Here is a 22,349-nt window from a genome sequence, read left to right as displayed (position 1 = left end):
GTCGTTTACACCGCCATTTGTCGCAGAAAGGTGCTGAGGGCATCCGCCACCTTTTCGGCCCAGTCTTCCTGGGCATAGTGACCGACTTCTTCTAGGGTTTTGAGTTGGCCGCTGGAGAGGTCTTTTAGGCAGGTTTCCGCGAGGCTGACCGGAAGCCACGGATCGTTAATGCCCCACAGCAGCAGGGTGGGATGATCCCAGGTTTTGAGGCCCGCTTCAATGGCGGCGGTGGTGGCGGGCAAGTCCATGCGGCGCACCGTCACCAGCAGGGCGCGGCCCACGTCAGAGCTTTGCAAAAAGGGCCGACGGTAAATATCCAAATCCTCATCGTCGATCTGGTAGGGGCCACCGCCCTCTAGGGTGCGATCCACCAAAATCGGATCCTGGGTAATCATGTCTCCGGCCAGGGGAATGCCGAACTGGCTCATCTTCCAGGGCAGTTTGGCGGCGGGGCTGAGGGGGGCATTGATGATGGCGAGGCGATCCACCCGGTCGGGGTTTTGCAGGGCAAACTGAATCCCCACATGGCCCAAAAACCCTTGCGCGACCAAATGCACCTTGGGAATGGCGAGGGCATCCAAAAACTGACCGAGGGCTTCTACCAAGGCGGCGGGAGTGTAGGCAAAATCGCGTTTGTCGGGCTTTTCAGAAAAACCGTGGCCGATCCAATCCGGCGCAATGGCCCGGAACCCCTGTTCTGCCAGGGTGGGCATCACCCCCCGCCAGCTATAGCTCTGGGACACCAACCCATGGAGCAACAGCACCGGAAGTTTGGGGCTCTCGCCCACCGGGGCCGCTTCCCGATAAAACCACGTCAACCCATTGACCACAACGGTTTGCTCTGAAATCCCCACCACATCGTCCCAACTCGGTGGACTGAGCTTACCGCCCCAACGGAACCCTCGGCAACCCTGAAGGAGGTGACGGTGGCCAAGGGGCCAGACTAGGATAACGATTGACGATGCGCTCCCAAGGATTTTCGGGCGATGACCCACACCAACCCAACCATGGCACCCACGACCTTGCGCCGGAGATGGCGAACGTCTTTAGCAGGAACGGTGATGGCCCTGGGGCTGGTGGGCGTTGGCGATGCTGTGCAGGCGGCCCTCTGTCCGGCCCAGGTGAACCAGCGCATTGAGGCCGACCTCGCCCAAGCCCCCCTGGATACGGCCTACGTGGGACTCTTGGCGCAAACCCAGGCGGCGAACCCTCAGCAGCGGCGCACGCTTTTGGCCCAGCGTCCCAACGCTCTGTTTGTTCCGGCCTCGAATATGAAGGTGCTGACCTCGGCGGCGGCACTGCATCGGCTGGGGCCAAGCTACCGCATTCGTACCTCGGTGCATGGCACGGTGAATCCGGGCGGCATGGCCACGCTGCGGGTGGTCGGGCGCGGCGATCCCACCGTGGGGGCCGATCAGATGACCGCCCTCGCTACCCAGTTGCGAAATGCGGGGGTAACGCAGGTCAACCGCTTGGTGATGGATGACAGCTACTTTCCGGGCTGGGCTACGAATCCAACTTGGGAATGGGAGGATGCCCAGTTTTACTTTGCGGTGCCCGTGAACGGACTGATGTTTAACCAAAACGCCCTGCCCGTGCGGGTAGCCCCAACCCAGGTGGGCGAACCCCTTGCCCTGACTGGGCTAGAGGCGCTTCCCGCTGGCCCTTGGCCCCTGGTGAACCACAGCCGCACCGTGGCCCCCGGCACCGCCGCTCAACCCATGTCCCTCCAGCGCCATGGCGATTCCCTCAACCTGTACCTGACGGGCCAGATGGCTGCGGATGCCAATCCGGCCAGCCCGGTTCTCGGCGTCTTTAACCCAGCGGAGCAGTTCGCTGCTGCCTTGCAAACAGCGTTGTCTCAGCAGGGCATCCCCACCGCCCAGGTAGACATTGCCCAAACTCCAGCCGCCAGCCTAGGGCCAGAACTGGCAGCCATAGAGTCGCCCCCCATGGCGGAGTTGCTGGTGCCCACCAACCGCGACAGCGACAACATCTATGCCGAAGTGCTGCTGAAAACCTTGGGCGTGGCAGGGGTGACAGAGCCTCCAGCCGATGCCAGTCGAGCCGGAGCAGGCGCGATCCGAACTGCGCTGACAGAGTTGGGGGTGAATGCCGAACCGCTACGCATTGCCGATGGGTCAGGCCTTTCTCGCCATAACCTGATCAGCCCCGCCGCTGTGGTGGATACCCTGCAAGCCATGGCCATCCATCCCCAATCCCAGGTGTTTCGCAATTCCTTAGCGGTGGCCGGAGAAAGCGGCACCCTCCGCAATCGCCTGGTGAATACGCCCCTCAGCGGACGGGTGATGGGCAAAACCGGGGCGCTGACGGGCCATGTGTCCCTTTCGGCCTACGTACAGCCGCCCAACCATCCGCCGCTGATCGTCAGCATCGCCATCAACCACTCCAACCAACACGCCAGCGTCCTGCGGGCCAAAATTGACGAGTGGCTGCTGCTGCTGGCCCAGCTTTCACCGGATTGCTAGACCATGGCAACCCCTTGGGGCTATTCCTGGTAACGTCCGCCTTACCCTAAAAATCATCGGTAACGCGGCGTTCAAACTCCTGGCGCACCCCTTCGGCAATCTCTAGGGCCTGGGGATAGATATCGTCGTGGTTTTCCTTTAACCAGGCCAACAAACGCGTGAACTGAGCATTCCGCAAATCTAGATCCGCCTGAAAAATGGTGGCGGTAGCCATGTGTTTGGCGTATTGGATGGGGTGGCCCTGGCGCACAAACTCGCTGGTTAAGGCCAGCAGCGCATCCTTACGAATGTCGTCCTGATCGGGGTTGCGGGAGAAGGTCATGGCAATGGTGCCTCGCAATGCATCGGTAGGCCCTGGGCTTGGGATTGATCCGATGGCCCAGCACTTCCTACAACGTGCCCATCTCCTCCAACCAAGGCCCTAGCCTTACAACAATCGTTACAAACCGCCCAGCCCCCATCAACGGGTGGGTCAAAACCTAGGGGGGCAGGCAAGGGGATAAGGTCGTCAACCGCTCCCATGACCAATTGGCTACCCGACAACTACCGTCGCTGGGCCGCCCAGGGTGCGCAGACGGAGCCGAAGCGGTAATGATAGGATCAAAAACTTTGGAGAGGGCTTTCTGTGTCTAGCATTGCGGCCATTGCCACCACCCCTGCGGGCGTCAAAACCTTAATTCCCATCTGTGTCGCCCTCCCAGCCAAGCTGTGGTTGTCTCAATCCCTCGCGGCTACCCTGGCGGCGGACTTGGCCCCTGTGCAGCATCAGGTTCAACCCTACGATGGGCCACTGCGGGACGTGGTCGAACAGCTTTGGCCGACCCAGACTGGCCTGGTGTTTGCCCTGGCCACGGGGGCTGTAGTACGGCTGATTGCCCCTCTCTTGCAGGATAAAGCCACCGATCCGGCGGTGGTGGTGGTGGAAGAAACGGGCCGACAGGTGATTAGCCTCTGCGGTGGACACCAGGGCGGGGCCGATGGACTGACCCGCCAAATCAGCCAGCTCATCGAGGCTGACCCGGTGATTACGGGAGCCTCCCACGCCAAGCATTTCCAGGGCATCGACCAACTCGGCACCCCCTTTGGCTGGGTCAAAGGCAGCGGCGATTGGACAGCGGTGAGTGCGGCCTTTGCCCAGGGGCAGCCCATCGCGGTGGATCAAGATAGCGGTACAACGCTCTGGCGCGATCATCTCCCTGCTGATCACCCCTTTGGGTTCGATCCTCCCGCCTCCCCCCTCCCCACGGCCCGACTGCGGATCAGTGCTAACCAGCATTCCGTTGACCCCAGCAACGATATCCCCACTGCCCAGTGGCACCCTAGGGTGCTGTGGGTGGGCATCGGCTGCGAACGGGGCACCCCTCGCCATGTGATTGAAACCGCCCTAGAGCAGGTATTTCAGGCCCATGGCTTGGCGTTGGAATCGGTGGCGGGGGTGGCCTCGCTAGATCTCAAGGCCGATGAGGTGGGCCTGGTGGAACTGTGCGAATCTCGGCGCTGGCCGTTGCGGTGCTTTGCGGCGGCAGAACTGAAGGATATTCCTGTGCCCAATCCCTCGGCGGTGGTGGATGCGGCGGTGCAAACCCCCAGCGTGGCGGAGGCGGCGGCGATGGTAGCGGCGGATCGGGGGACGCTGCGAGTGCCTAAACAGGTGATTCGTCTGGAAGGAGAACCGGGGGCTGTGACCGTGGCGGTGGCCCAGGCCGAGCGAGAATCTATCGGGCGAACCGGGCAGCTTTTCCTGGTGGGGATTGGCCCCGGTCGGCTTGACCAGATTACCCCCGCCGCCAAGCAGGCCCTTGGGCGGGCGGATGCGGTGATTGGCTACGGCCTGTACATCGACCAAATTCGCGCCCTGTGTCGTCCCGGCCAAATTGTAGAGCCCTGGCCCATTACCCAGGAACGACAGCGGGCTGAGCGAGCCATCGACTTGGCCCGCTGGGGGCTGTCGGTGGCGGTGGTGTCTTCGGGAGATTGCGGCATCTACGGCATGGCGGGGCTGGTGTTCGAGCAGTTGCAGGCCACGGGCTGGGACGGCAAACGTCCTGCGGTGGAGGTGTTTCCGGGTATTTCGGCCCTCCAGGCGGCAGCGGCCCAGGTGGGGGCACCCCTGATGCACGACTTCTGCGCCATCAGCCTCAGCGACCTGCTCACCCCCTGGGAGATGATTGTGAAACGGCTGGAGGCGGCGGCCCAGGCCGATTTTGTCATCGCCCTCTACAACCCCAAGTCTAAAACCCGCACCCATCAGATCGACACCGCCCACCAGATTTTGATGGCCCATCGTGCGCCCGAAACCCCGGTAGCGGTAGTCAAGTCCGTCTATCGGCCCGATCAGGACATCCACCTCACCACCCTCGCCGACCTGCCCCACGCCCCCATTGATATGCTGACGGTGGTGCTGATTGGCAACGCCAGCACCCGCCAGCACCAAGATTGGCTGATTACCCCCAGGGGCTATCTAGGGTTTGAGACGCCCTAGGCCGTGGCATCAGCCCCCTCGGAGGGTGATGCCTCCTCCTGCTGAGGCGGGGCAGGCAGCACCTCCACACGGCCAAACTTGAGGCCGCTCACCCCTTGCAGTGGCTCCACGTTGCCCTCTTCAATGGCATCGCCGACCAGCCCTTCCCGGTGCAGATAGCGCAGGTATTGCCGATACTCTTCCCATTCCTCCGTGGTGGAGTAGACCACCGTCAGCATTCCGGGCTGGGTGATACGATCCTGGGTGGCGGCGTCGCGGGCCTTGTCGATGCGTTTTTTGACGATTTCGTAGCGGGTATCGCGGGTGCCGCGCACGTCAAACAGTCGCTCCGTGGTTTCATCGTGGACGATATCCACCGTTATCACCTGCACCAGCACCAGGTGGGTAATCACCATATCGGTGTTGTACTTTTGCTTTAGGGCCAGCCCCTGACGAGCACAGTCGCACATGGCCCGCAACTGCTCGTAGCGCAGGGCCTTGAGCTGAAAATCAGTGAAGTTGGGGTCAATGGCCTTTCCGGTGTAGATCATATGATCAATGCCGTCGGTGGCCTCTAGGTCGCAGTAGTGGGGGGTGATGGCCTGCATCGACTGCTGCCAGCGGTTCCAGGTCTCCCGCAGCAGGTTGTTGATGTAGCTGATGGTTTGGTCGTAGACGGCGCGGGTGCTGTAGATACAGCCATGTTCCTCATCCATCGCTTGGCGATAGTGGTCAATGGCGTCTTTGGCGGTGGGGCAAACCTGGGCAAAGTAGGAAAAATGGGCCTCAACTTCGCTTTGCAGGTAGCGCAGCAGCGTCACTTCCGCCTCCACCGTGACCTCCTGCTCTAGGCAGGCAATGCGATCCTGGAGATCCAGCCAAAGTTGTTCGACCAGGGCGTTGTGAACGGCGGTTGAGCGCACTGCACCGACCACCGCCAGGGCTAGACGGAACTGGGCCAGCAAATCGTCCTGGATGGCGCGGTTGCGTTCGTCGGAGGAGCCGCGAATGTCGGAAATGCCGTAGAGCGGGTACACGCCCTCAAACATGATGGGGGCAGGAGGCAGCCCTAGGCTGAGGCGTTCGGCCTCCTGCTCAAACCGCCAGCGCACCGACGGATGAATGTTGGTAAACCGATCTCGCACACTGTGGCGCATGGAGGCGTTTAGGGCCGGAATCAGCGTGGTGGCAAGGCTACAGTCAGACTGGTTGAAGGCGTAGGGCTTGGTACTAGTGAGGCCCACCAGGCCAAACATTTGGCTCACCGCCCGCCCCAGGGAGGGATTGCGCATCACCAGGGGAATCAGCAGCAACGACCGCGCTCCTGCCGCCACCAAGGCCCGTTCGGCGGCGGTGGAGCTAGTCAGATTCAGATCGGGGATAGTCAAGACCTCCCCCCGCTCTGTGGCCCACAGGAAGGAAGACCCCTGCAATTCTCCAAGGGCATAGGCTTGGCTCTGCCAGTCGGCATGATCGAGGCCCGTCCAGAGCTGGGCGCGGTCGTGCTCGGCAATCAGCAAGAAGCTATCTTGGGCACCAAAGAGCTGCTTCATCAGGGTGTTGGCCTGCACAAACTGCTCCGTACCCATGACGGACTCGCGCCCCACCAGCAGGTGAATCAGCGCCCGCGAAGTTTCCCGCTCGGTGACGTCGGTGCCCTCTATTAAAATCTGCCCCTGGATAGTGTAGCGGTCGGGATATAGCTTGCTCAGCAGGCGATTCAGGGCCGATCCCCTCGTCAAAAGCTGGGTTGTTACCTCAGACGGCGCGGGGCCGTCGGGCCAACAGTCGCGCAACTGAGTTTCGAGATCGGGGGCAATGGCCAACACCTGAAGCCCCTCATCGGCGGTGCGGAGGCGCAGTTCGATGTGGCGAATTTGGTCGGTGGCGGGGTTGTTCAGCGATACCATCAGCGGTTCGTGGCGCAGCCGAGGAATCACCCAAACCTCTGGCCCATAGACCTGACTGAGCAGCGCCTGGAGGAAATGTAGCCGAAACCGATGGCGCAGCGCCCGCGATGCCGACGGCGTCAGCCAGGTCAGGTCGCCCATGGGTACGGGATGGGCAGTGGGGCCAAGCCCCGTGAGCCGCCCAAAATAATCATTGGCAAAGACAATTCGGTGGGCCTGGGGCAACGCATTGAGGCGGGTGCTGACCTCCACCACGGCCACCACCAGTTGGCTGTGGTGTTGCAGCAAGTCAAACCAGGCCGGAGCCCTACCCTCGGAGGTCAACAGCGGGCTCCCCTCCGGGGCAACCCAGACCGTCCCAGTTAGGGCGGGAGCATCGGCTGGGGAGGATCCCTGGCCCTCTAGCCCTAGCCCCTCCAACGACTGCGATCCAGCGTAGGAGGGACTGGCCAGGTTATTTAAAGCCAGACTATCTAAAGTCAGATTATCCAAAGGATCTGTAACCATAGCAATTGCCACCACAACACCCTAAACACTCATACAGACCTCCCTGATGGAATTCCGTACATCGCTTACCCCTCGCTACCCTGCCTTGATCTACCCGCCAAACACCCTTGGCAAGGGTGGCCTTGGGGCAACCCGTGGCAGTGGCGCGGCCAACGTCTTGGGTGATCCAAGCCGAAGGGCAGGGCATGATCTGAACAAGATTCAATGTTGATTAGATGGCGATAGGGTGATGACTCGCGAACGGTTACGGAGATGCACGGCTGGTTGAACGATCCGTCTGGGTAGTCCTGTACGATGAATCGTAGGGCCTAGGACAGCTTGGGCAAGGGCCAAGTTCCCCCACGGCGGCCACCAGACTCTTTCTTGGGAAAAAATCTATCCCCAGAAGGACAGGACAACCCCTACCTCCAGTCTGCCTAAAAACCAGGAAAAATCGGTAGCCACTTCAACAAATGTGAGGCTGGGGGATGGTCGGGCGCTGGGATGGCAATCGGTTTACAATAGGAAACCGCCCTTGCGGCGGTCGTTCATAATCTGCGTCTCCACTCCCCTAGTTTCTCCTTAAACCACCATGTTTGAAGCCCTGTCGGAACGTCTTGAGTCAGCCTGGAAGAGCCTGCGCGGCCAAGACAAAATTAGCGAAACCAACATCAACGACGCCCTGCGCGAAGTACGGCGGGCGCTGCTGGAGGCGGACGTTAACCTTCAGGTGATCAAAGCCTTCATTGCCGAAGTGAAGGAACAAGCCCTAGGGGCCGAGGTGGTCAAAGGCGTCAGCCCCGATCAGCAGTTCATCAAAATCGTCCACGACGAACTGGTGCGGCTGATGGGTGACACCAACGTGCCCCTAGCCAGCACCGACAAGAAACCCACCGTCGTCCTGATGGCGGGCCTACAGGGTACCGGGAAAACCACCGCCACTGCCAAGCTGGCCCTGCACCTGCGCAAGGAAAACCGCAGCACCATGCTGGTGGCCACAGACGTCTATCGCCCTGCCGCCGTAGATCAGCTCATCACCCTGGGCAAACAAATCAACGTGCCCGTGTTTGATCTGGGCACCGACGCAAATCCTGTAGACATTGCCCGCCAGGGGGTGGAACGGGCCAAGGCCGAGGGCGTAGACACTGTGATTGTGGACACGGCGGGCCGATTGCAGATCGACCCCAAAATGATGGCGGAACTCGCCGACATCAAAACCGCCATCCAGCCCGATGAAGTGCTGCTAGTGGTGGATGCCATGACCGGGCAAGAGGCCGCCAACCTCACCCGCACCTTCCACGACCAAATCGGCATCACCGGGGCCATCCTCACCAAAATGGACGGCGATGCGCGGGGTGGGGCAGCTCTCTCCGTGCGGCAAATTTCGGGCCAGCCGATCAAATTTGTGGGGGTGGGCGAAAAGGTGGAAGCCCTGCAACCCTTCTATCCCGACCGCATGGCCTCCCGCATTTTGGGCATGGGCGACGTGCTCACCCTGGTGGAAAAAGCCCAGGAAGCCGTAGACATTGCCGACGCCGAAAAGCTGACCAAAAAAATCCTCGAAGCCGAGTTCGACTTCGATGACTTCCTCAAGCAAATGCGCTTTATGAAGAGCATGGGCTCCCTGGGCAGCATCATGAAGCTGATTCCCGGCATGGGCAAGCAAATTTCCAACGAAATGCTGGAGCAGGGCGAAGTTCAGCTCAAACGCTGCGAAGCCATGATCAACTCCATGACGCGGGAGGAGCGCAAAAACCCCAACCTGCTCTCCAGTTCCCCCAGTCGCCGCCGCCGCATTGCCGCCGGATCGGGCCACCCAGAAAAGGACGTCTCTAAACTGATTAGCGACTTCACCAAAATGCGTACCATGATGCAGCAGATGGGGCGCGGCGGTGGCCTACCCGGCATGGGCGGCGGCTTTCCCGGCATGGGGGGCGGAATGCCCGGTATGGGCGGAATGCCCGGTATGGGTGGAATGCCCGGAATGCCCGGTATGGGCGGCGGGGCCATGCCTGGTTTCCGTGCCCCCAGCAGCAAAAAACAGAAGGCCCAGAAAAAGAAAAAAGGCTTTGGCCAACTCTAGGGGCTGACCAACACGGCCAGGTGCTCGCCTCGCGGGTGGCCTACCCAGGCGGAGCCCCCCTGCAACCGTGGGACTGGCCGCTGCCCAGCCTCTCAGACCACCGTTGCTACTGTTCAGGGCGCATGGCCAACCGACGCTGATACTTGCCCTTGGGCGGTTCGGCGTTGGGGTCGCGGCGTTCGGCGATCCGCAATTTGGCGGATCGTGATCGGGGGTTGGCCTCAATTTCGTCGTCGGTGGCGATGATGGGCTTCTTGGTGATCACCGTGAGGTCGGGGTGATCCTTCAGGCGATGTTTGACGATGCGGTCTTCTAGGCTGTGGAAGCTAATGATGGCTAGCCGCCCCCCCGGCAGCAACCACTGAGGTGCTTGGCTCAGCAGTGTTTCTAAGACCTCCAGTTCTTGGTTAACCGCAATTCGCAGGGCTTGAAAGGTGCGGGTGGCGGGGTGAATGCGGCCATGGCGATAGGCTTTGGGCACACAGCCGCTGATGGCATCGGCGAGGGCCGTGGTGGTGGTGAGGGGCCGTCGTTCTACTAGGGTGCGGGCAATGCGGCGCGACAGACGTTCTTCGCCGTAGGTATAGATCAGATTGGCGAGGTCGGTTTCGTCCCAGGTGTTGACGATGTCGGCGGCGGTGAGGGATTGGTGGGGGTTCATCCGCATATCTAGGGGGGCCGTGTGGCGGAAGCTGAAGCCCCGTTCGGGAATGTCAAACTGGGCTGAGCTAACGCCCAGATCAGCCAAGATGCCGTGGAACTGTTGACCTTTTGGATCAAACTGGGCAAAGTTACCCGCCCAAAAGTGAGCCCGATCCCCAAACGCCGCTAGGGTTTCCTGAGCAGCGGCCAGGGCCATGGGGTCTTGATCCACCGCAACTAGCCGCACTGTTGGATCACTAGCGAGAATGAGCTGGCTGTGTCCGCCGCCCCCCACGGTGGCATCCAAATACACCCCCTGAGCCTGAATCTGCAACCCCTCGATCACCGCTTCAGGCAAGACAGGAATATGGTGAAAGACGGTATCTAACATGGGGGCACAGCGATAACTCTATAAAGTGTATCGCCTTGGCTACTCTCCGCACTCAAGCAACAGGGCTACCCAGCCACCGAACTCTTGTCGGGTGGAACGCAGTGGCATCACCATTACCCTAGCGTTGTCGCCCGCTGTCAAAAACCCCAGCAGTATCTATGGAGATCACTCCCAAGTTAAACGCGCTGGTGTAAGTTTCTGGGGCCAGAAAAACCAGCCACAACCACGACCAAAGGTATGCCGTTAATTCTGTGAGTCTTTTGTGCGTCGCTAGGCAGAAGACGCGGCGAGAAGTTTGATCATCTCTGGTTTTTTGAACTTGCTGTAGCCCGTTAGCCCTCTCTCCTTAGCCATAGCTTTTAGTTGGGTAAGGTTCATAGCTTCCAGTTCTGCTAAATCATTCTTCTCTGGCAAAGGGCTCTGGCTTGCTAGTTCTGGCTTTGCCTCTGGAGGATTAGAGAGTCGTTTTACCAAGTCTGACTTGGTTGGCTTCTGAGGCAGCGCAATTCCCTGTTTTTTAGCCATAGTTTTTAGATCCGTAGCCGACATCATCTCCAACAGACGAATATCCGTTGTGATTTCAGGAATCGGTTGAGGAGTGAGATAAAAAACTTGCTCTAGGGCCTTTAGCTTAGCGCCGCCAGTAATACCGCAACTGAGTTTAGCAATCGGCTTAAGATCTTGCCAATATTCCCGGGGGGCTTCATCTAGGCGGGCAACAACAGAGGCTACTCGGATACCTTTCAAGGGGGTTCCAGGCTGCTTCATTAGATAGTCTAAAGCCGAAGCTATCTCATCACGGCTTGCTGTCGATAGATTAGTTTTAGGCTGTATTTCCTGGGCCAAAGCCTGGGTAATCTCTATGGATTCTGGCCGTTCATCGGCAATAATACACCACACTTTATCCAAGCCTGCCTCAGCCGCTACAGCATAGATAAAAGAATTACCAATGACCTGATAGCGATCTGGGCCATTTTCCCTAACAATCACAGGTATCCAGTTGCGTCCTTCTGGCCCAAGCTTTTTAGATGCAAACTGAATGATATAGTCATGAGCCTCAGTTGGTTTTCCAGGTTCAATTTCATCGAAGGAGAGCAGCATTAAATTGCCAACGTCAGTTAAGCTCATTGTAGGAAATACTCCGTCAGAAGGTTGTAGTAGCAATCATTAGCGGGCCTGAAAGCGAAGGCAGCAGGAATATGCATAAAGTCTGCCTTTGCAATATTGGCTAACTGGGGAATCCGAATCATCTCATGGTTTATTTTACCTGGAGTCCACTTAGGATAAAAGAAATAGGTGATATCACGCTTATGGACAGCCTTAGTCTCCTGAATGATTTTATCAATGGCTTTGTGCATGAGAACAAGGGCTGGATCTCTGGGCAATGGAGCATTATTCATAAAAATCGGTAGCGCAATCGGCCCATATTCGCCTGCCTTCTCTTGCCTGTAAGCCTGGGCTTCTGGGATGAATTTATTAATGGCGGCAGCGGCATTCTGCAAAGAGTGTAGATTGTCATGACGTGCTGGAATCAGGATAACATCAGCCGCATAAACCGCTTTCTGGGAGAAAATTCGCCAGTTTGGAGGTGAATCTATCAAAATATAGTCGTATTCATTTTGGACAGATTCCAGCGCTTTTCTTAAGGCTGTGAACTTAACCTGCTGCCTAAATTTAGTCTCGTCAATATCGCCCATGACAAGATCAGAATCCGCCAGTAGAACATCAAACTGCCAAGTATCCTTTAGTCTAGGATGTTTGAATCGGTAGGTCGTGATGATATCACGGGGATCAGGATCGGTACTGCTGAGCATTTTAAAGACTTGGCCTTCTAAGGGCGCGAGATTGAGGGAATCTCCCAAGTCACTTTGATTGGGATCAAAATCAACCACTAGAACACGCTTTTTGCGAGTTGCCAGAGTAGCCGCAATGTTGAGGGCAGTAGTGGTTTTCCCTACTCCACCCTTATTGTTGTATATCGTAATAATAAGCGCTTTCCTTGGAACCTCAATTTTACTCTTGATCTCTTTAACAATCTGCTTCAAGTTACCTTCTAACGACAAGCAGGTTGTAACAGGATGAACAATTTTCCCATGCTTTCTATAGAGCTGGACATGGAGAGAATTGGTGAGAACACCCCACTGAACAGACTTAGATTGGGGATGACGCATATATCGCTTGAGTTGCCATGCCGCTCTTTTGTGCGGAGCGCAGTGTTCACTAGATAGGTTTTCGGTGCGCCCTTTGACCTCCATATACAGATAAGGATTGGTCTTAGTTTGAAGAAAAATATCTTCGGCAGTGACGTTCTTCCTAGCAGCATGATCGACAATAAGCTTATCTATCTTAAATCCAGGGGTCATCTCTAGGTCAGAAAAGCCAAGGGCATTGAGGAATACCCTTGAGAAATTGGCTTCTACAACCACTTCGGCAGCATCCACAGGAAGAGTCCTGAGAGCTTCTTCTAAATTCATCATGGGTCACTTGGCTTGATTACAGCGAGGCAAAGTAAGAAAGGTGACAAATTGAACCTCACCGAACTTACTTAACGTAAAATAACTGAGGCTGGCATCGTCTTTTTTAGGGTGCCCAGATTGTCACGGTGGCTAACACCGGGCTGGCAAAAAATGTAGGGATAAAGAAAAAACCTAGCGCCAGACAAAAAACGTCGAAGCTCTACCGCTAGGGGTAGAACTTCTCGGCGGGGATCCACTTCACCAAGGCGGGCGGTGGGACGACAGGGTTGCTTGGCTGTGGAAACGGCAGATAATTGGGGATAGTTGAGCCTACGAGCAGTACCGCAATCGTAACGAGGTTGCGGCGCTGCTGTTCACATGGCAGGGCTGGCCTGATTTTGCCCTGGGGTTGGATTGGGTGGCAATGCTGAGGGTAGGGTGCGCCAGCCACAGCCATGGAGGAGATCCTAGGGCGGCTGGGGCAACAAGGCGTAGACTGGGCTGCTTACGGAAATTGGATGAGGTTCAACCCTAGGCGCTAGAGACCTTCATTCATTGTCCAGGTTTTGCCGAGATTCACCCCAGTAGGCGCTGACGGTAATGACTTCTTGATCGCCCCTAATTTCAGAGCGCCACCGATAGACGGTATTTTTGGGATTTACCCCCACTTCCAGCAGTTTTGCGCCCATGTAGTATTCCATCGAATCGCGGGTGCGTTTTTTAAAGAACTCAGACTGGTTTTTGGGTACCGTGCGCGATAGGTGGGCTTGGGTGTGCTTGGGCTTGGCCATGGACGTGGAACTCAAACAGATCAGCCTTAATCATAGTCGAGAGCGTTGGTGGTGGCATCCCAAGGGAGTCGTGTGAGGATGCGATTTCGGCATCTTGCCGTTAGTTGGGGTCGAGGGCTTGGGAGAGAATCTGCGGTAGACCAATCTCGCTGCACACCTCATAGAAGGTGGTGACGGGCGGGGCGGCAAACAGGTGGGCAATTTTAGCTAGGGTTTGCTCATAGATCAGGTTGTGGTGCTCGCTCATATCCTCAATGTTTTCCCAGAGGATGATGGCAATACCCCGGTCTGATCCCGGTTCCTGCAACAGGTAGGCCCCTTGGAAACCTTTGGAAAAAGTAGAGACGGCCTTTTCGTAGAGCTGGCGGGCTTCGGGGAAGCAACCGGGCTTAAATTCGCCGATAGCCACATAGGCATACTTATGCTTCAAAAAATCGTCAAAATCAGACATAGCCAATGCTGGGGGAGAAGGGTCAGCCACTAGGGTACCGAAAAATGAACCCCTTAGCTTGGCTGAGATCGCTATCGGGGCAGGGCAACTCCTTGGGCCACGGCTTCAGGAAAGACCGCTTCCTAGCGACGGCTTGAGAGATGAGGCAGAGCTGTTCTCCAGCGGGTGGCCTAGAGCTGAGGCCACCGTCAGGCTTTTTGGCGCTTTTGCAGAGCGTGGAGCATTTGCTGGCGCACCGCTTCTGCCCACAGGCTAAAGTCTTCCCGGCTATTGAGGGCGTTGTGGGCGGCCTGGGATGGGGTAGGGTAGTCAGATCGGGTAGACACAGGCATGAGATACTCCTATGGTTAAGGACTTAGCGAGGCTTCAAGCCTAAAAGTTGGGAATAGGCACCGTAGGAAGACAGCCTAAAGGCCCCCCAATCATTCACATTGGTGGATTGCTGGCCCATTGTTGCCAACCTTTGGGCTCATACCTGGTTTAACAAATTTGTTGATCCCATGGTTGGCCCATCATGCAGATCCCGCATCGTTAACGCAGGGTTCCGCATAAATTAGCCCTGCACCGCCTCAAGGCAACACACCGCGCCCAAGGGCGACTAGGCACAGAGGGCTGTCGTGAGCCGCCGCTAGGTCTCAACCAGGGTGGTCTGAACCCCCAGGCATCCGCCGCTGGCGTGGTGCCCCATTATGCTGAGGGTTACTTCTACCTGGCCAACGCGGTAGGTACGCAGGTTGGTCAGATGGGTGTAGAGAAAGTCTTGCAGCGCTTGGTAGCGCTGGGCAAGGTGCTCTCCCTGGGCAGAATGCCAAAAGGGCTGGCTGAGGATGGGCCGAAAAAACTGGTCTGCCGGGTGCTCAGTGACGACGGATCCTGACGGCAATGGGGGCCAGGGGTCTGCCAAGGGGGCAGGCCAAGCCACCACCGTCACCGGGGCATCAGTCTCGCTGGGGTACCACAGGTCTGTCGTGAGCAGGCTCAAGTGCTCAACATCGGCCTGAAAGGAATCGTCGGAGAGCGCCTGAACCATGACAGACCGGGGTAACAGAATGGGGACACTAGAGCGTTTGGAGCACCTTCATGGCCTCACTAACGTGGGCCTTGGGGTTGAACTGGGAATTGAAAATGTGGCGCACCTTGCCCTCTAGGTCAATGATATAGGTGACACGACCGGGCAGCAGCCCTAGGGTGCTGGGCACTCCGTAGGCATTGCGCACCTTGCTGCCCTCATCGCTGACGAGGGTAAAGGGCAGGTTGTGCTTGGCGGCAAACTGCTGGTGGGAGGTGGGCGAGTCGCTGCTGATGCCGATCACCTCGGCTCCGGTGGTCTGGAAGTCGTTGTAGCTGTCGCGGAAGGTGCAGGACTCGATGGTGCAGCCCGGAGTGTCGTCCTTGGGGTAGAAGTACAGCACCACGGCCTTCTTGCCCCGAAAGTCGCTGAGGGTGACAGGTTGGCCAGACTGGTTGGGCAGGGTAAAGTCGGGGGCGAGGTCGCCAACGCGAATCGGCATGGGGGCGTCTCCTGAAAAAGTCCGAATAGACCTTTAGAATACTTAATAAAGTAATTCTTTTCTTGGGGAATAATCCCCTTGTGCCCTCGGTTTATCTATGCTGTCCATCGATGCCTAGGGCGTGATCTCGGTGCAGCAGATCGCAAAATTACTGACAGACCTCACCCTCAGCCCCTTTCCTCTCAGGAGAGGGGAGTCGGAAGCTTGCCTCATCACCCTGCTAGGGTTTAGCCTTCTCTCTTTCTTGATTTCTCTATGGCTGTCCTCGTTTGGTTTCGTAACGATCTTCGCCTCCACGACCATCAGCCCCTCTGGGAGGCGATGCAGTCGGGGCAGCGGGTGATTCCCTGCTACTGTTTTGACCCGCGCCAGTTTGGCCAAACCGCCTTTGGATTTGCCAAAACCGGGGCTTTCCGGGCGCAGTTTTTGCTGGAGAGCGTGGCGGATCTGCGGCAATCGCTCCAGTCCCTTGGTAGTGACCTCGTGGTGCGGATGGGGCGGCCTGAGGTAGAAATCCCGGCCCTAGTGCGCGAACTGGGCATTGAAACGGTGGTTTGGCACGAGGAAGTCACTGCTGAGGAAGTGGCGGTGGAATCGGCCCTAGAGGCCAAGTTGGCCACCCTGGGCGTCAAGACGGAGGTCTACTGGGGAGCCACCCTGTATCACCCCGACAACCTGCCCTTTGACCTGGATCGGGTGCCGGAGGTGTTTACCCAGTTCCGCAAGCAGGTGGAGCAGCGCAGCACGGTGGATGAGGCGCTACCCACACCGAAAGCCCTACCGCCCTTGCCCGCCATCACCCCTGGCCCCATCCCTGCCCTAGCGGATTTAGGGCTGACTGCACCGAAGGCTGATCCGAGGGGTGTGTTGCCCTTCCAGGGAGGCGAAGCCGCTGGCTTGGCTAGACTGCAAGACTATGTATGGACAGCGGACTGCCTCAAGGTTTACAAAGAAACCCGCAACGGCATGGTGGGGGCCAACTATTCGTCAAAATTCTCGCCCTGGCTGGCCTTGGGCTGTCTGTCGCCGCGCCAAATCTACGCCACCGTGCAGCGCTACGAGCGAGAGCGCATCAAAAACGACTCCACCTACTGGCTGGTGTTTGAACTGCTCTGGCGGGACTATTTTCGGTTCATCGCGGCCAAACACGGCGACTACTTGTTCTATCCCTCCGGCCTGCGGGGGTTGCAGATCGCCTGGAAGCAGGACTGGGAGCGCTTTGAGGCGTGGCGCACCGGGATGACGGGCTTTCCCCTGGTGGATGCCAATATGCGGGAACTCGCGGCTACGGGGTTTATGTCGAACCGAGGGCGGCAAAATGTGGCCAGTTTCCTCACCAAAAACCTCGGTATTGACTGGCGCATGGGGGCCGAGTGGTTTGAGTCGCAGCTCATTGACTACGACGTATGCAGCAACTACGGCAACTGGAACTACACCGCCGGAGTGGGCAACGATGCGCGGGGTTTCCGCTATTTCAACATCCCCAAGCAGTCTAAGGACTACGATCCCGACGGTACCTACGTCAAACACTGGCTCCCAGAACTAAAAGCCCTCCCAGCCGCCAAGGTACACGCCCCCTGGAAGCTCCAGCCCGTCGAGCAACGCCGCTTTGGGGTGCAACTGGGGGTAGACTATCCTCGTCCGGTGGTAGATTTGGCCCAATCGGCCCAGGCCAACGAGCGCATCTACGACGCCGCCCAACTGCTGCCCCGTCGATAGCCTTGGCCTCGGATTAGCCCCGGTCGTCACCCCGATGTTTCCTTTGGTTCCGCCATGGCCATGACCCTCACCCAGGTATGGGGTGCGCTGTTGATTTTTGTGTTGTCGCCCCTGGTGGGCGGGTTGCCGCTGACGGGCTGGGTGACGCGCTGGATTTCGGGGAAGCGGCTGTCTCAGGTGGGGACGGGCAATGTGGGGGTGTCGGCGGCGTTTTACCACGGCGGCAAGGTGGCGGGGATTCTGGCGGTGCTGCTGGAGGCGGCGAAGGGGATCTCCGTGGTGCTGTTGGCGCGGCATTATTTCCCCAGCGACCCGGTGTGGGAGATTATCGCCCTGATTGGCCTGGTGATGGGGCGCTACTGGTTTGCCAAGGGGGCGGGCACCACCAACGTCGTTTGGGGCTTTGTGGTGCATGATTGGGTCACATCGCTGCTGACCTGGTTGATTAGCGGCCTAGGGTTTACGATCTTCCGTGAGCGGCGGCAGGGGAGGCTGTTGGTGCTGGTGTTGCTGCCCTTGCTGACGGCCCTGCGCCATACTAACGATGGCCCCCTGGTGCTGGCGGTGGCCTGCCTCAGCGGGCTGATTGCCTGGATTTACCAAAAGCTGCCCGATGATTTAGACCTCCCGACCGAGGGGGGACGTTTGGAGTCTCGTACCATGTTTCGTTTTTTTCGGGGAGATCGGGGGCTGGTGGCGCTGGATCGGCCCCTCGACCCGACCCAGTTTGGCCCCAAGGCCGCGACCCTAGGGCAGTTGAAAGCCTGGGGCTATCCTGTCCCGCCGGGGTATGTGTTGCAGGCGGGGGATGACCCAACGGCCTTGATAGACATCACCGATCCCTCGCCGCGTGAACCCGTGGTGGTGCGGTCTTCGGCCCAGGATGAGGATTCGGGCCTGGTGTCGGCGGCGGGCATTTACGAGTCTTACCTGAACATCGCCACCAAGGAAGAACTGTCCCTGGCGCTGGTGCGCTGCTTTGCGGCCTACAACAGCCCCCGTGCCGTGCAGTATCGCCAGGATAACGCCCTGCCAGAGCGGGCCATGGCGGTGATTGTGCAGCAGCAGGTGATCGGCCAATTTTCGGGGGTGGCCTTCAGTCGCGATCCCATTGCCCGCTGTGGCGATGCGGTGGTGATCGAAGCCCTGCCCGGTGGGGCGGATCGGGTGGTCTCTGGCCAGGAAACGCCGGAGCAGTATCGGGTGATGGTGCAGCCCAACGACATTCCCTCCGCCACGGAACTAGAGCCCGCCGAAAGCTGGATTCTGCCCGATGCCCTGACCCTCACCGTGGAGGGCGAAGGCCAAACCCCCAGCCGCCTCTTGCAGCAGGTCGCCTACCTAGCCCGTCACCTAGAGGCCCGCTACCAGGGCGTGCCCCAAGACATTGAATGGACCTACGACGGCGAAACCCTCTGGTTATTGCAGAGCCGCCCCATCACCACCCTGCGGCCCCTGTGGACGCGCAAGATTGCCGCCGAGGTGATCCCTGGCGCGATTCGGCCCCTCACCTGGTCGATTAACCGCCCCCTCACCTGTGGCGTGTGGGGGGAAATTTTTACCGTGGTGCTGGGCAACCAGGCCAAGGATTTGGACTTCACCGAAACCGCCACCCTGCACCATGCCTACGCCTACTTCAATGCCACGCTGTTAGGGGCAATCTTCCTCCGCATGGGCCTGCCGACGGAAAGCCTGGAGTTCCTTACCCGTGGGGCGAAGTTCAGCCGTCCGCCCCTGACCACCACCCTCAAAGCCCTGCCCGGACTGCTGCGCCTGCTGAACCGAGAACGCCGCCTGTGGATGGATTTTGAGCGAGAAAATTCCACCCTGTTCGCCGCTGGCCTCAATGCCTTGACGATGGTGCGGCGGGAAACCCTGAGTCCCGTGGAGCTATTGGATCGCATTGACGACGTGCTGGTGCTGCTGCGCCACGTCACCTACTACAACATCATGGCTCCCCTCAGTTTTGCCCTGCGCCGTGCGGTGATGGGGGTGCCCGAAGACGCCCTCGATGCCCGCCAAAACGCCGAAGTAGCTGCCGTGGAAGACCTGCTTACCCTGGCCAAGGAAACCCGCCAAATCCTGTCTGTCTCCCAACTAAAGACCATCACCAACGGCGCTTCCCTGATGACCCTTCTGGCCGAAACCCCCGACGGCGAGATGATTCTGGCCCAGTTGAACCATTTCATTGAAGAATACGGCTACCTCAGCCCCGTGGGCACCGACATCGCCGTGGCCACCTGGCACGAAAACCCCGCCCCCGTGCGCGAACTGCTGGCCCAGTTTGTCCTCCATCCGCCCCCGCCCAAGCCCGCCCCAGAGACGCCGAAAAACGGTAAAGCCAATGGCAAAACCAAAGGCCCGCTGCTGGAACTGGCCCAGCGACGGTTCGACCTCAAAGGCCAAGTCAACACCCTCTACAATCGGCTGCTGGCGGAACTGCGCTGGAGCATTTTGGCCCTAGAAAGCCAGTGGATGCAGGCGGAAAACCTCACCCAAATCGGAGACATCTTTTTCCTCACCCTCGACGAAATTCAGGCCGTCCTCCAGGCCGATCATCCCCCTAGTTGGGACACCCTTCGCGCCCGCATCCGCACCCGCCGCGAGCAGTTCCAGCAGGATCGCCAGCGGCAGCAGATTCCCTACCTGGTGTTTGGCGACGATCCCCCCGCCCTAGAGCACATGCTGTTGGCCCCCCAGGCCGACGGGTTACAGGCACTCAAGGGTATCGGGGCCAGTGCCGGAATCGTGGAAGGCCCGGTGCGGGTGATGACCCACCTGGAAACCGTGGAGGTGGGCAGCGTTCCCTTCATTTTGGTGGTGCCCTACACCGATGCCGGGTGGACGCCCATCCTCGCCAGGGCCAAGGGGCTGATTGCCGAAGTGGGGGGCCGACTCTCCCACGGGGCAATCATTGCCCGCGAGTACGGCATTCCGGCGGTGATGGATGTGGCCCACGCCACCGACCGTTTGCACGACGGCCAATGGGTACGCCTGAATGGCCAAAACGGCCTGGTGGAGGTAATCGACCCGCCCTCTGCCGCCTCCGATGCCCCCACTTCAGAGGGCTGATTCTCCCAGGACACAGCAGCGCGGCAACTTCTCCCCATCAGGAATCCGTCGATAGCGGGCAGACTGGGAATTCTCGTCCCTCAGATTGAGGAGGACGTCAACGAACTGGGGGGCGGCTCCACGCGGGCCTTGGGGAGTTGGGTTGGCCCCGTTTCCAGCATCAGGCCATACTCCAGCCCCTCGGTGACGGCCTGATAGGAGGCTTCGATGATGTTGGTGGAGACGCCCAGGGTCGTCCAGCGCTGGTGGCCGTTGCTGGATTCCACTAAAACGCGGGTTTTGGCCTCGGTGCCTGCGCCGCTGTCGATAATCCGCACCTTGTAATCCGACAGGTGGAACTGGGCGATGGCGGGGTAGAAGTTCAGCAGGGCTTTCCGCAGGGCCGCATCGAGGGCGGCAACGGGGCCATTGCCCTCGGCGGCGGTGAGGATATCCTGACCATCGACGGCGACTTTGATGGTGGCCATGGCTTGGCTGCTGTGGTCGGCTCCGTTGCCCTGGAGTTGGCAGTTGATGTAGAACCCCTTGAGGTCGAAAAAGTGGGGACGGTCGCCTAGGGCTTCGCGCATCAGCAGTTCAAAGCTGGCCTCGGCGGCTTCAAACTGGTAGCCTTCGTGTTCCAGGGTTTTGAGCCGGGTGAGCAGTTGTCGAGAGGCGGGATTTTGGCGATCTAAAGTCAACCCAAAATGACGCGCCTTCACCAGCACATTGCTCAGCCCCGATTGATCGGACACCACAATGCGGCGACGGTTGCCCACCTGGGCCGGGTCGATGTGTTCGTAGGTTTTCGGTTCCTTCTCGACGGCGCTGACATGGATGCCGCCCTTGTGGGCAAAGGCCGACCGCCCCACGTAGGGGGCGTGGTCGTCGGGGGCGAGGTTCACCACTTCGCTGACAAAACGGCTGGTTTCCGCCAGGGTTTCTAGGCGAGCCGGGGCAATGCAGGGGCGACCCAGCTTGATCTGGAGGTTGGGAATCAGGGTACAGAGGTCGGCATTGCCGCAGCGCTCCCCATAGCCGTTGATGGTGCCCTGAACCATGGTGGCCCCGGCCTCCACCGCCGCCAGGGCATTGGCCACTGCCACCCCGCCATCGTTGTGGGTGTGGATGCCCACTTGGGGCCGAGGCGCTGGAAAGTTCTGCAACCATGTTTTTACCGCCGCCGTGATCTCGCCCACCTGCTGGGGGAGGGTGCCGCCGTTGGTGTCGCACAGCACCAGCCACTCGGCCCCAGCATGGACGGCAGACGCCAGCGTTTGCAGGGCGTAGTCAGGGTTGGCTTTGTAGCCATCAAACCAGTGTTCAGCGTCGTAGATGATCCGTCGGCCCTGGCTGCGAAAGTAGCGGATGGTGTCCTCAATCATGGCCAGGTTTTCCGCCAGAGTGGTGTTTAGCCCCACGGTGACATGGAGATCCCAGGACTTGCCAAACAGGGTAATCCAAGTGGTGCCTGCGGCCAAAACGGGCTGAAGTAGGGTATCTTCGGCGGCGACTTGGCCCGGTCGGCGGGTGGAGCAAAAGGCTGTCACCTGGGCCTGGGTCAGCGGTTGTTCCTGAATTTGCCCAAAAAACTGCCCATCCTTGGGGTTGGCCCCCGGCCAGCCGCCCTCAATGAACGGCACCCCCAGGGCATCTAGCCTGCGGGCAATGCGGAGTTTGTCTTCGGTGGAGAGGGCCAGCCCCTCCCGCTGAGCGCCATCGCGCAGGGTGGTGTCGTAGATCGTAACGGAACGTGATGGGGAAACGATGGGAGACAGACCCTGGGATGCCGAGTCTTGCCCTAGGTCGCTACCGTTCATTGCTCCATTACCGCTGTGTTGCGCCATGATGATGTTCTCCACTGTCGCTGCGGGTGCGGCCCATGTTGACGAATCCAGACCCCGTCGC

At 59.0% G+C, this 22,349-nt stretch carries 17 protein-coding genes; 5 read left to right on the top strand and 12 right to left on the bottom strand.

All coding sequences use genetic code 11. The features are described 5' to 3' along the window. Positions 1–5: 5 nt before the first annotated feature. Entirely contained in the window at positions 6–854 is an 849-nt protein-coding gene (locus GFS31_RS05030) for an alpha/beta fold hydrolase (RefSeq protein WP_198807156.1), read from the bottom strand. Positions 855–1,007: 153 nt separating this feature from the next. Between GFS31_RS05030 and dacB the strand changes: the two genes are divergently transcribed. After that, positions 1,008–2,489 carry a D-alanyl-D-alanine carboxypeptidase/D-alanyl-D-alanine-endopeptidase gene (gene dacB / locus GFS31_RS05025; protein WP_198807155.1) on the top strand — a complete coding sequence of 494 codons (1,482 nt, stop codon included), beginning with the start codon at positions 1,008–1,010 and terminating at the stop codon, positions 2,487–2,489. 46 nt (positions 2,490–2,535) lie between these two features. On the opposite strand, the gene GFS31_RS05020 is transcribed toward dacB, so the two are convergent. Then, positions 2,536–2,811, bottom strand: a complete 276-nt coding sequence (locus GFS31_RS05020) for a hypothetical protein (protein WP_198807154.1) — start codon at positions 2,809–2,811, stop codon at positions 2,536–2,538. A 303-nt stretch (positions 2,812–3,114) separates the two neighbouring features. Between GFS31_RS05020 and cobJ the strand changes: the two genes are divergently transcribed. Then, a complete protein-coding gene (gene cobJ / locus GFS31_RS05015; protein ID WP_198807153.1) occupies positions 3,115–4,971 on the top strand; it encodes a precorrin-3B C(17)-methyltransferase in 1,857 nt (618 codons plus the stop codon). Here the strand turns inward: cobJ and GFS31_RS05010 are convergent. After that, positions 4,968–7,367 (bottom strand): GAF domain-containing protein, encoded by a 2,400-nt coding sequence (locus GFS31_RS05010; RefSeq protein ID WP_198807152.1) that lies wholly within the window; start codon positions 7,365–7,367, stop codon positions 4,968–4,970. The two genes, cobJ and GFS31_RS05010, sit on opposite strands and share 4 nt — an antisense overlap. 571 nt (positions 7,368–7,938) lie before the next feature. On the opposite strand from GFS31_RS05010, the gene ffh reads away from it, so the two are divergent. Continuing rightward, positions 7,939–9,429 (top strand): signal recognition particle protein, encoded by a 1,491-nt coding sequence (ffh, locus tag GFS31_RS05005; protein ID WP_198807151.1) that lies wholly within the window; start codon positions 7,939–7,941, stop codon positions 9,427–9,429. A gap of 106 nt (positions 9,430–9,535) precedes the next feature. Here the strand turns inward: ffh and rsmH are convergent, their stop codons facing one another. The 8 genes from rsmH to GFS31_RS04965 all read right to left on the bottom strand — a co-directional run bounded on the left by rsmH (position 9,536) and on the right by GFS31_RS04965 (position 15,671). After that, complete coding sequence (gene rsmH, locus GFS31_RS05000) at positions 9,536–10,462, bottom strand: 16S rRNA (cytosine(1402)-N(4))-methyltransferase RsmH (RefSeq protein ID WP_198807150.1); 927 nt, start codon at positions 10,460–10,462, stop codon at positions 9,536–9,538. A 270-nt stretch (positions 10,463–10,732) separates the two neighbouring features. After that, the gene (locus tag GFS31_RS04995) at positions 10,733–11,590 is read right to left on the bottom strand and encodes a Rho termination factor N-terminal domain-containing protein (protein WP_198807149.1); all 858 of its coding nucleotides are present in this window, start codon (positions 11,588–11,590) and stop codon (positions 10,733–10,735) included. Then, positions 11,587–12,903, bottom strand: coding sequence for an AAA family ATPase (locus GFS31_RS04990; RefSeq protein WP_198807148.1), 1,317 nt, complete (start codon positions 12,901–12,903; stop codon positions 11,587–11,589). Before GFS31_RS04990 ends, GFS31_RS04995 begins: the two co-directional genes overlap by 4 nt. Before the next feature lie 563 nt (positions 12,904–13,466). Then, complete coding sequence (locus GFS31_RS04985; protein WP_198807147.1) at positions 13,467–13,709, bottom strand: hypothetical protein; 243 nt, start codon at positions 13,707–13,709, stop codon at positions 13,467–13,469. A gap of 100 nt (positions 13,710–13,809) precedes the next feature. Then, positions 13,810–14,160, bottom strand: coding sequence for an antibiotic biosynthesis monooxygenase (locus tag GFS31_RS04980; RefSeq protein ID WP_198807146.1), 351 nt, complete (start codon positions 14,158–14,160; stop codon positions 13,810–13,812). A gap of 188 nt (positions 14,161–14,348) precedes the next feature. Beyond that, entirely contained in the window at positions 14,349–14,492 is a 144-nt protein-coding gene (locus tag GFS31_RS04975; RefSeq protein WP_198807145.1) for a hypothetical protein, read from the bottom strand. A gap of 296 nt (positions 14,493–14,788) precedes the next feature. Beyond that, positions 14,789–15,190, bottom strand: a complete 402-nt coding sequence (locus GFS31_RS04970) for a nuclease A inhibitor family protein (protein ID WP_198807144.1) — start codon at positions 15,188–15,190, stop codon at positions 14,789–14,791. Between the two features lie 28 nt (positions 15,191–15,218). After that, on the bottom strand, positions 15,219–15,671 hold the full coding sequence (locus GFS31_RS04965) for a peroxiredoxin (RefSeq protein WP_198807143.1): 453 nt from the start codon (positions 15,669–15,671) through the stop codon (positions 15,219–15,221). A gap of 255 nt (positions 15,672–15,926) precedes the next feature. Between GFS31_RS04965 and GFS31_RS04960 the strand changes: the two genes are divergently transcribed. Then, on the top strand, positions 15,927–17,390 hold the full coding sequence (locus GFS31_RS04960) for a DASH family cryptochrome (protein ID WP_198807142.1): 1,464 nt from the start codon (positions 15,927–15,929) through the stop codon (positions 17,388–17,390). Positions 17,391–17,444: 54 nt separating this feature from the next. Then, positions 17,445–20,462, top strand: a complete 3,018-nt coding sequence (locus GFS31_RS04955) for a glycerol-3-phosphate acyltransferase (protein ID WP_263974903.1) — start codon at positions 17,445–17,447, stop codon at positions 20,460–20,462. Between the two features lie 80 nt (positions 20,463–20,542). Here GFS31_RS04955 and cimA read toward each other — a convergent pair whose 3' ends face one another. After that, on the bottom strand, positions 20,543–22,288 hold the full coding sequence (cimA, locus tag GFS31_RS04950) for a citramalate synthase (RefSeq protein WP_225907570.1): 1,746 nt from the start codon (positions 22,286–22,288) through the stop codon (positions 20,543–20,545). Positions 22,289–22,349 lie beyond the last annotated feature (61 nt).

This window comes from Leptolyngbya sp. BL0902, assembly GCF_016403105.1.
GTDB lineage: Bacteria > Cyanobacteriota > Cyanobacteriia > Phormidesmidales > Phormidesmidaceae > Nodosilinea.
Note: the sequence above shows the minus strand (reverse complement) of the source record. Positions and strands in the feature narration are given on the sequence as shown.

What these genes read in the sequence shown, in the direction of transcription:
- GFS31_RS04960 (WP_198807142.1), top strand. Translation starts at nt 15,927, where the DNA reads ATGGCTGTCCTCGTTTGGTTTCGTAACGATCTTCGCCTCCACGACCAT.
- GFS31_RS04995 (WP_198807149.1), bottom strand. Translation starts at nt 11,590, where the DNA reads ATGAGCTTAACTGACGTTGGCAATTTAATGCTGCTCTCCTTCGATGAA.
- GFS31_RS04985 (WP_198807147.1), bottom strand. Translation starts at nt 13,709, where the DNA reads ATGGCCAAGCCCAAGCACACCCAAGCCCACCTATCGCGCACGGTACCC.
- ffh (WP_198807151.1), top strand. Translation starts at nt 7,939, where the DNA reads ATGTTTGAAGCCCTGTCGGAACGTCTTGAGTCAGCCTGGAAGAGCCTG.
- GFS31_RS04965 (WP_198807143.1), bottom strand. Translation starts at nt 15,671, where the DNA reads ATGCCGATTCGCGTTGGCGACCTCGCCCCCGACTTTACCCTGCCCAAC.
- GFS31_RS05020 (WP_198807154.1), bottom strand. Translation starts at nt 2,811, where the DNA reads ATGACCTTCTCCCGCAACCCCGATCAGGACGACATTCGTAAGGATGCG.
- dacB (WP_198807155.1), top strand. Translation starts at nt 1,008, where the DNA reads ATGGCACCCACGACCTTGCGCCGGAGATGGCGAACGTCTTTAGCAGGA.
- GFS31_RS04955 (WP_263974903.1), top strand. Translation starts at nt 17,445, where the DNA reads ATGGCCATGACCCTCACCCAGGTATGGGGTGCGCTGTTGATTTTTGTG.
- rsmH (WP_198807150.1), bottom strand. Translation starts at nt 10,462, where the DNA reads ATGTTAGATACCGTCTTTCACCATATTCCTGTCTTGCCTGAAGCGGTG.
- GFS31_RS04970 (WP_198807144.1), bottom strand. Translation starts at nt 15,190, where the DNA reads ATGGTTCAGGCGCTCTCCGACGATTCCTTTCAGGCCGATGTTGAGCAC.
- GFS31_RS04975 (WP_198807145.1), bottom strand. Translation starts at nt 14,492, where the DNA reads ATGCCTGTGTCTACCCGATCTGACTACCCTACCCCATCCCAGGCCGCC.
- GFS31_RS04980 (WP_198807146.1), bottom strand. Translation starts at nt 14,160, where the DNA reads ATGTCTGATTTTGACGATTTTTTGAAGCATAAGTATGCCTATGTGGCT.
- cimA (WP_225907570.1), bottom strand. Translation starts at nt 22,288, where the DNA reads ATGGCGCAACACAGCGGTAATGGAGCAATGAACGGTAGCGACCTAGGG.
- GFS31_RS05010 (WP_198807152.1), bottom strand. Translation starts at nt 7,367, where the DNA reads ATGGTTACAGATCCTTTGGATAATCTGACTTTAGATAGTCTGGCTTTA.